Raw genomic sequence first — 8,824 nt, forward strand, 5'->3', positions numbered from 1 at the left:
ACCGCCCCCGCGCGGACCGCGCCGGCCGGCTCAGTGCGGCCGTCGGCGGCCGCACCACCCGGCGGCGTGCGGACCGGGCTCGGCCGCCCGGCGGTGTGCCCCTTCGGGTCCACGACAGGCGGAAACACCACCCCCACTGCGGTCTGTGCGCAGGTCGTGACGGATGGCAGGGTCGGTGGACGATGGTCCCGAGGCGTCTGGAGCGGAAACGTGCGAGTCCCTTTGACAGCAGGCCAATTGGAGATCTGGATCTCCCAGATCCTGGAGCCGGTAGGCACGGCCTACAACGTGGGTGACTACTACGAGATCACCGGCGCTCTCGACGCGGCCCTGCTGCAGCAGGCGGCGCGCACCGCCGTGGACGAGGCCGGATCGCTGGGCGCACGGTTCGTCACGGAGGCCGACGGGACGCCGGTGCAGGAGCTGGGGCCCGCGCAGTGGGACTTCGACGTACTGGACCTGAGTGCGGCCGCCGATCCGGACGGGCAGGCCGTGGCCTGGATGCGCGCCGACCTCGCCCGGCCGGTCGACCTCACCATCGGTCCGCTGATCGGCGCCGCCCTGATCAAGGTGTCGGCCAACCGCCACCTGTGGTACCGCCGCGTCCACCACATCGTGGCGGACGGCCACGGCCTGGCCGCGCTGGCCCGCCGGACGGCCGAGCTCTACAACGCGCTGCACAGCGGGACCTGCCCGGACCCACATCCCTTCGAGCCCATCTCCGTCGCCGTCGAGCACGACCGGGCCTACACCGCCGGGCGGACGTACCGCTCCGACCAGGAATTCTGGGCGAAGGAGGCGGCGGCCTGGCCGGCCACCGGACGGCTCCATGCGGACGCGCCGCCCGCCTCCGCGGCCCTCCAGGGCCGCCACCATCTGCCGGCGCCCGCGGTCACGGCGATCCAAAGACAGAGCGAGCGGCTGGCGGTACCGCCGGCGCACTTCCTGATCGCGGCCACCGCCCTGTACCTGCAGCAGGTCACCGGAGCGGACGAGGTGACCTTCGGCTGCTCCGTGGGCGGTCGTTCCACCCGCGCGCTGCGCGGGGTCGTCGCGCCGCTGGCGAACATCCTGCCGCTGCGGGTGCCCGTGGAGCCGGATGCCTCGGTACGGGACGCCTTCGCACAGGCGGACGGCCGGATCCGGCAGGCGATGCGCCACCACCGGTACCGCTACGAGGAGTTCCGGCGAGCGCTGGCCACCGCCGCGGGCCCGGCGGAGCCGCCGGGGGTGGGGCCGCTGGTGAACGTCGTGAACTTCGACCGCGACCTGCGCCTGGGAGCGGCCCGGGGCTCGGTCCGCACGCTGACCACCGGCCCCGTCCCGGACCTCAGTCTGTTCTTCGACGTACGGTCGCCGAGCGAGGGGACGACCGTGAGCGTGGAGGCCAACCCCGCCACGTACTCGGTGGAAGAGGCCGACGGCCACGCCGAGGGCCTCGGCCGCCTCGTGGTGGACCTGGCCGCGGCCGAGCCCGGGGCACCCCTGCCCGCCCCGGCCCGGCGGCCGGGATGAGGCATCGGCCGGGCCCGAAGGCTCGTCGCCGTCACTCCCGGCGGGAGGGGAGCGAGGGGCCCGGCAGCGTTAAGGGCTCGGTGCCGGACGGTGCCCCGCCCGCCGGGCGGCCCCGGGACTGGCCGATGAGGAACCCGGCCTGGAAGCGACTCTTGGCGCCGAGCACTTTCATGACCTCCGCGACATGCCGCTGACAGCTGCGGACCGACATACCCAGCCGTCGCGCGATGGACTTGTCCTCCAGCCCCTCGGAGAGCATGGCGACGATCGCCTGCTGGATCTCGCCGGAGATCCGGACGGCCGATGTCGCGTCGAAACTGAGCGGGAACGGCGAGGCGCCGCGCCAGGCCCAGTCGAAGAAGACCCGCATGCTGTGGATGAGCCGGGGCTCACGGACGAGCAAGGCCGCCTGCGGGTCGTCCGGTACGCCGAGCAGCGCCGCGTGATGGTCGAACACCAGCATGCGGCAGAGGCCCTCGGACTGGGTGCGCACCTCCGCCCCCAGGCTCGTCATCCGCTGCACATGGTCGATCGTCGGCTGGTGGTAGCGGGCGGGATGCTGATAGAGGGTGCGCATGGCGATGCCGCGCGCGAGCATCCGGCGGTCCCGCTCCAGCGCCGCCCGCAGCGACTCGGGCGAACGTGCTCCGCCGGGCTGCGCGGTGAGGACCTCCTCACGGCAGTTCAGGGTCAGTTCCTCGATGAGCTCCTCGACCAGACGCAGGTCGTCGACCATCTCGACGTGTGCCGTGTCAATGTTCCGCGCCCGGCTCGATTCGTAGGCGGGAAGCAGCATTTCGAACATCCAACGGAACCGCTCGATCTCGTCCTGCTGGTGCCGGACCTCGCGCTCCATCGGGCGCAGCATCCGGTTGGCGGCGATCCTCGGCGGCACGATGGCGAGGCGCTCGGGGGCCCCCTCGGCGTATGACAGCAGCCGCAGGCCCGCGAGTTCCTTGACGGCGCGTTTCGCTTCGTCGGCATCGAGACCGACGGCCGCGAGATCTTCGATGCCGAATACGGTGCGTTCCGCCGCGAATTCGAAGACATCCAAGGCTTCCTGACTCATCTTGATTTCACTGACTGAGCGTGAGGTATTCATGACCCACCCCTGCCGTACCAGAGTCTTCCCCCGATCGGAGGGCAGCCTAGACATGCCCGATCAACAACCGGTCAACGATGAGCAGACGGGAATGCCCGCATGGCGGTGAGAGCGCGGAACGACCCGGGAGAGGAAGTGGCGCACCGCGACCGGAAAGACGCCGGACGGCGAATGGCGGAGCGGCCCGCGGGCGGCGGATTGCTGCGCCGGAACACGGACTTCCGGAAGTTGTGGTACGGCGAGAGCGCGGGGAAATTCGGCGCGGCGGTCACCAGCGTGGTGCTGCCGCTGGTCGCCGTCTCCGTCCTGGACGCCACCACCTTCCAGGTCAGCCTGCTCAACGCCGCGACCTGGGTGCCCTGGCTGGTGATCGGCCTGCCGGCCGGCGTCTGGGTGGACCGGTTGTCGCGCAGAACGGTGATGCTCGTCAGTGACGCCGTCTCCTGTGTGCTGTTCGTGTGCGTGCCGCTGGCCTACTGGCTCGGCGCCCTCGATGTGGGCCGGCTGCTGCTGGTCGCACTGCTCGTCGGTACCGCCGCGGTCTTCTTCCAGACCGCGTACACCGCCTATCTCCCCAGCATCGTCGGCCCCGGGGACCAGGCCGAGGGCAATGCCAAGCTGCACGGCAGCGCCTCCGCCGCACAGATCGCCGGGACCGGCGCCGGCGGTCTGATCGCCCAGGTCGCCGGCTCGGTCAACGGCATGCTGACGAACGCGGCGACCTTCCTCATCTCCTTTGCGTGCGTGGCCCGGATCCGCCACCGGGAGCCGTCGGTGCCCCCCGTCGAACGGGCGCGGGGCGCGCTGTTCCGCGAGGTCGGCGAGGGCATCCGGCTGGTGGCGCGCGATCCGTATCTGCGCAGCCTCACGCTCTTCGGCGCCGCCTCGAACCTGTTCCTGGCCGGATACCAGTCGCTGCTCGTGGTGTTCCTGGTCCGCGACGTCGGTCTGACCAACAGCGGGGTGGGGGTGCTGGTGGCCATCGGCAGCGCGGGCGGTGTGGTGGGTGCACTCGTGGTGCGCCGGGGCGTGACCCGGTTCGGGACGGCCCGGGCGCTGATGCTGTTCGAACTCGGTGTGCCCGCACTCGCGCCGCTGATGGCGCTCACCTCCCGGGGAGCCGCCGGACTGGCCCTCTTCGTCATCGGCTACGCCTCGGTCTCGGTCGGGGTGGTGGCGGGCAATGTCATCAAGGCGGGCTTCCAGCAGGGCTATTGCCCGGCTGATGTGCTCGGCCGGGTCTCCGCGTGCTCGTCGTTCCTCAACTACGGCACCCTGCCGCTGGGCGCGCTCCTCGCCGGGGCGCTGGGGACCTGGTTCGGAGTGCGCCCGACGCTGTGGCTGATGATCGCCGGCATCCCGCTCAGCGCGCTGATCCTGCTCTGCTCGCCCATCCGGAGCCGCCGTGACCTGCCGACGCGGGCGGGCGCGACGGTCTGAGGCGGTCACCGCACCGCTGCGCGGTATGCACTATTTGCGCCCTCTCGTCTATGCGACAGGCGTGAATGTCAGCCCTCGGTCACCCTGGTGAACGGCCTATTCCGATGACAGCGTGAACTCCGTCGACTTCCCGACCGAATCCGGTGACCGAGCCCCGTGGAGTCGGTCGGGAAAAGTCCCTCTCGAAGAAGTAGGAGAAACCCTCCATGCGTTCAGGTCAATTCCCCCCGGCCGTGCACAGCGAACTCACCGATGAGCACGACACCGGATGGGGATGACCCACTGGAGCAATCGGCGTACGAGGAAATCAGTGAGAAACGACATGACAGGACGCGCAGCACGATGAGTGATTCCCTTTTCTGGACCATCGAGACCGGCAAACCGGCCACGACACAGGTCCCGCGGTTCGCGGACGCCACCGAGGCGTGCGCGTGGCTCACCTCGGTCCACTCCGAGCTCCGCGCGGCGCTGCACCGGCACGGCGCGCTGTACCTCCGCGGCCTGCCCGTCCACGACGTCGAAGACTTCGCCAAGGTACGGGACGTCCTCGTCCCGCAGCGCACGCCCTACCGCGAGAAGGCCACCCCGCGCAGCAGTTATGGCAACGATGTGTACTCCTCCACCGACCTGCCGCCCAACCAGCCGATCCGCATGCACAACGAGAACAGCTACACCCTGACCTTCCCCGGTCTGCTGCTGTTCGGCTGCCTGACCGCCCCCGAGGAGGGCGGCGCGACGCCGGTCGCCGACTGCCGCGAGGTGCTGCGCCTCCTCCCCGCCGACTTGGTCGAGCGGATGCGCACCGCGGGCTGGCTGCTGACCCGCAACTACTCGGAGCACATCTCCCTGGACTGGCGCACCGCGTTCGCCACCGAGCACCGCGAGGACGTCGAAAAATACTGCGCGGACAACCTCGTCTCCTGCGAATGGGACGACTCCGGCGCGCTGCGCACCCGGCAGCTGCGCCCCGGCATCGTCCACCACCCCGAGACAGGGGAGGGCGTCTGGTTCAACCACATGGCCTTCTGGAACTCGTGGTCGCTGGACGAGGAGATCCGGGAGATGCTGCAGGACGAATTCGGCCTCGACGGGCTGCCGTTCGAGACCGCCCTCGGGGACGGCAAGCCCCTGACCCGAGAGGACATCGAGACGGTCAACGCCGCCTACGAGGGCGCGACGCTGCGGCGGAACTGGCAGCCGGGCGACATCCTCCTCGTCGACAACATCCTGTCCACCCACGGCCGCGACCCCTTCCGCGGCGACCGGCGCATCGTCGTCGCCATGGGCGACCCGGTCGCACTGGAGGACTGCCGGCCCACCGTGGCCGCCGCCGCCCGAGAGGAGCAGGCCGCGTGACCGGCGTACTGGAAGGCCCGCACGGCCTCGACGCGACCGTCGCCCCTGGCCGGCCCGTCGACCTCATGTCCCGCCTCCAGCAGGCCGTGGCGGCAGGCCCGGACCGGATCGCCGTCCGCGACGGGGACGGCACGCTCAACTTCGCCCAACTCGATGCGTTGACAGCCGACTTGGCGGACACGCTGACCGGGTCGGGCGTCCGGCCCGGCGACCGGGTAGGGGTCAGCCTGCCCCGGGGCACGGACCTCGTGGTCGCGCTGCTGGCCGTCTGGCGGGCGGGTGCCGCGTACGTGCCGATCGATCCCGCGTACCCCGGCGAGCGGCGGCACGCGATGGTGCGCGACGCCGGGGCTCGGGTACTGGTGACCACGGCGGCCGCAGGGGAGTGGCCGCCCGGCGTGCACGCACTGACCGTTGGCCGGCCCGGCGCGACGGCGGACCGGCACCCGGCCCCGCCCGTCCCGGTCGCCGCACACGCACCGGCCTACGTGATCTACACGTCGGGCTCAACGGGCACCCCCAAGGGCGTCGAGACCACCCGCGGCGGCGTGGCCGCCCTCGTGGCGGCGCTGGAGGAGGCGGGCATGTACGCCCCGGAGCCGCGCGTCGTGGCCTGGAACGCCAGCGTCTCCTTCGACGCATCGGTCCAGCAGTGGGCACGGGTGTGCCGCGGCGACACCCTGGTCGTGCTCGACGAGGACGAGCGCACCGACCCCGCCCGGCTGACCGCGGCCCTGGACGCGTACGGCGTGCAGGACCTCGACCTGACCCCCTCGCACTGGCACCTGCTCCGCGACGACCTGCTCGTACGGGCCGCCGAGGGACGGGCACTGCGCCTGTTCATGGGCGGCGAACCGGTCCCCGAGGGCACCTGGCGGGAGCTGGCGGCCGAACGCGCCGCCGGGCGGCTCGAAGCGCTGAACCTGTACGGCCCCACCGAGTGCACCGTGGACACCGCCGCTGCCTGGATCGACGGCGGCACACCGCACATCGGCCCCGCGCTGCCGGGCGTCCGGGCCCACGTCCTGGACATCGACCTGCGCCCGGTGGCCGACGGCGTGGCAGGGGAGCTCTACCTCGCCGGCCCCCAGGTGGCCCTGGGGTACGTCAACCGGCCCGCGCTGACCGCGACGCGCTTCGTCGCCGACCCCTTCGCCGCCGACGGCACCCGGATGTACCGCACCGGCGACAAGGTGCGCCGCCGCGCGGACGGGGCCATGGAGTACCTGGCGCGCATCGACCGGCAGATCAAGATCCGGGGATACCGCGTCGAGCCGGGCGAGATCGAGGCGGCGCTGACCCGCCACCCCGCCGTCTCCGCCGCCGCGGTCACGCTGCACCACAGCCCGGTCTCCGGCGAACAGCTCGTCGCCTACTTCGTGGCATCGCCGGACACGGTGGACGAGCCCCCGACCGCTGAGGCGCTCCGCGAACAACTGGCCACCCTTCTGCCGAAGTTCATGATCCCGACCGTGTACACCCGCCTCGAAGCCCTGCCGCTGACGGGCAACGGGAAGGTGGACCTCGCCGCCCTGCCCGACCCCGAGGAGAACCCGACCGCGGACGCGGAGACGGCCGCAGACCTGGAGAACGCACCCGAGGGCGAGGTCGAGACGCTGATCGCGGCCGTGTGGTCCGAGGTGCTCGGCCGCGAGCGCGTCCGCGCCGACGACGACTTCTTCGCCATGGGCGGCCACTCGCTGATCGCGCTGCGCGTCGTGGCCCGGCTCAAGAAGCAGTTCGGGATCGCCATGTCGACCCGCGAGGTCTACCGGCACCCGCAGCTCCGGGACCTCGCCCGGCACGTCGAGACGCTGCGCGCCGCAGTCTGACCGCCGCCCCCAGCCCCAGCGGGGCACGGGCCTGCCGGTCACTGCCCCGCTGCCGGGGCGGCACAGCCCCGGCCCCCATCCGCACGAGAGGAAGAGGAAGCGAGCCATCATGGCCGGACACATCCACGGTAGACAGGACACCACTGTCATCCAGATCAAGGAGCGGACCGAGCAGACCTCGCGCACGCTCATCTGCCTGGGGTTCTGCGGCGGCGGTACCGGGCCGTACCACGCCTGGGGCGACTGCCTCCCGGCGGACGTGGCCCTCTCCGCCGTCTGCTACCCCGGCCGCGAGGGACGGTTCCTGGAGCCCTGCGCGACGGACTGGGACGAACTCGCGGCCGACACCACCGCCGCCGTCCTCTCCGCCGTCCAGGGACCGTACATCCTGTTCGGCCACAGCATGGGTGGTTGGATGGCGTTCGACGTGGCGGCCCGTATCGAGCGCGACGGCGGACCGCTGCCCGAGACGCTGGTCGTCTCCTCGTGCAACGCGCCCGACCGCGGCCTGACGCCCCGCGACATGTTCCCCGCCCGCCAGGACACGGACACCTCGCTGCTGGACTGGATGCGTACCAACGGCCTGATGCCGGCGCACGTCCTGGAGGACCCCGATCTCCAGGAGATGGCGGTGGAACTCATGCGGGCGGACATCCAGGTCCGCGACACCTTCCGCTACACGCCGGGAGCCAGCGTGAGCGTCCCGGTGCAGATGCTCTCGGCGACCGACGACGACGTCATCGAGCAGGACGCCGGAAACCAGTGGCGCCGCGTCGCGCTCGGCTCCTACCACCACGACATCCTGCCCGGGGGGCACTTCTACACCCCCGAGATCTGGCGCCGGCTGCCGCTCCACCTCCGCGCGCTCACCACCGCGCCGACCAGCGCCCCCGCCTGAGCGCGCACCGCTCCGCCCGAGCCCACGCGGCTCCGTCCCTCCCTCTCCCTCCTTCTCCCTGCTTCGCCTGAAAGGACACCCACGCGGTGACGAACCCCTTCGAAGACGCCGACGGGACCTACCTGGTCCTGACCAACGACGACAACCAGCACTCCCTGTGGCCGGCGCGGCTGGCGCCTCCCATGGGCTGGACCGTGGCGTACGGAGCGACCGGCTACCAGGCGTGCCTCGACTACGTCGACGCGCACTGGACCGCTCTGACACCGAAGCCGGCCATCGGCAACTGAATCCATTCCGGATCTTCAAGGGAGCGTCATGAGCCAGTCGCAGAATCCGCGGTCGGTGCAGGAGGAGCTGTTGTGTGGCCTGTTCGCGCAGGTGCTCGGTGTGCCGAGTGTGGGGCCGGACGACAACTTCTTCGCCCTGGGCGGCCATTCGCTCAAGGCCGCCCAGTTGCTCAGCCGGATCCGCTCGGTGCTCGGCGTGCAACTGGGGATCCGGGAGCTGTTCAGCGCGCCCACCGTGGCGGGCCTGACGGAGCGGCTGACGGCGCGGGCCGCGGACGGGGCGCTGGAGCGTCCCGCGCTGCGACCCCGTCCGCGTCCTGAGGTGGTGCCGTTGTCGTTTGCGCAGCAGCGGTTGTGGTTCCTGGACCGTTTCGAGCAGAGTCCGACCTACAAC

At 71.4% G+C, this 8,824-nt stretch carries 8 protein-coding genes; 7 read left to right on the top strand and 1 reads right to left on the bottom strand.

From position 1 onward, the window contains the following. Positions 1-210 precede the first annotated feature (210 nt). Positions 211-1,515 carry a condensation domain-containing protein gene (locus DY245_RS35575; RefSeq protein ID WP_280525039.1) on the top strand — a complete coding sequence of 435 codons (1,305 nt, stop codon included), beginning with the start codon at positions 211-213 and terminating at the stop codon, positions 1,513-1,515. 31 nt (positions 1,516-1,546) lie between these two features. Here the strand turns inward: DY245_RS35575 and DY245_RS35580 are convergent, their stop codons facing one another. Further along, complete coding sequence (locus DY245_RS35580; RefSeq protein ID WP_128511228.1) at positions 1,547-2,584, bottom strand: helix-turn-helix transcriptional regulator; 1,038 nt, start codon at positions 2,582-2,584, stop codon at positions 1,547-1,549. A 204-nt stretch (positions 2,585-2,788) separates the two neighbouring features. Between DY245_RS35580 and DY245_RS35585 the strand changes: the two genes are divergently transcribed. The 6 genes from DY245_RS35585 to DY245_RS35610 all read left to right on the top strand — a co-directional run. Further along, positions 2,789-4,057 (top strand): MFS transporter, encoded by a 1,269-nt coding sequence (locus DY245_RS35585; protein ID WP_128511229.1) that lies wholly within the window; start codon positions 2,789-2,791, stop codon positions 4,055-4,057. A 342-nt stretch (positions 4,058-4,399) separates the two neighbouring features. Next, positions 4,400-5,413 (top strand): TauD/TfdA family dioxygenase, encoded by a 1,014-nt coding sequence (locus DY245_RS35590; protein WP_128511230.1) that lies wholly within the window; start codon positions 4,400-4,402, stop codon positions 5,411-5,413. Then, positions 5,410-7,245, top strand: coding sequence for a non-ribosomal peptide synthetase (locus DY245_RS35595; RefSeq protein ID WP_128511231.1), 1,836 nt, complete (start codon positions 5,410-5,412; stop codon positions 7,243-7,245). The genes DY245_RS35590 and DY245_RS35595 overlap by 4 nt, the downstream gene beginning before the upstream one ends. A gap of 109 nt (positions 7,246-7,354) precedes the next feature. Beyond that, complete coding sequence (locus DY245_RS35600; RefSeq protein WP_128511232.1) at positions 7,355-8,143, top strand: thioesterase II family protein; 789 nt, start codon at positions 7,355-7,357, stop codon at positions 8,141-8,143. Positions 8,144-8,229: 86 nt separating this feature from the next. Continuing rightward, the gene (locus tag DY245_RS35605) at positions 8,230-8,430 is read left to right on the top strand and encodes an MbtH family protein (protein WP_128511233.1); all 201 of its coding nucleotides are present in this window, start codon (positions 8,230-8,232) and stop codon (positions 8,428-8,430) included. Positions 8,431-8,458: 28 nt separating this feature from the next. Continuing rightward, positions 8,459-8,824, top strand: a 366-nt coding sequence (locus DY245_RS35610) for a phosphopantetheine-binding protein (protein WP_147318419.1), incomplete at its 3' end; no start/stop codon positions are given.

It is taken from the genome of Streptomyces inhibens, assembly GCF_003389455.1.
GTDB classification, from domain to species: Bacteria; Actinomycetota; Actinomycetes; order Streptomycetales; family Streptomycetaceae; genus Streptomyces; species Streptomyces inhibens.

What these genes read in the sequence shown, in the direction of transcription:
- DY245_RS35580 (WP_128511228.1), bottom strand. Translation starts at nt 2,584, where the DNA reads ATGAGTCAGGAAGCCTTGGATGTCTTCGAATTCGCGGCGGAACGCACC.
- DY245_RS35585 (WP_128511229.1), top strand. Translation starts at nt 2,789, where the DNA reads ATGGCGGAGCGGCCCGCGGGCGGCGGATTGCTGCGCCGGAACACGGAC.
- DY245_RS35590 (WP_128511230.1), top strand. Translation starts at nt 4,400, where the DNA reads ATGAGTGATTCCCTTTTCTGGACCATCGAGACCGGCAAACCGGCCACG.
- DY245_RS35600 (WP_128511232.1), top strand. Translation starts at nt 7,355, where the DNA reads ATGGCCGGACACATCCACGGTAGACAGGACACCACTGTCATCCAGATC.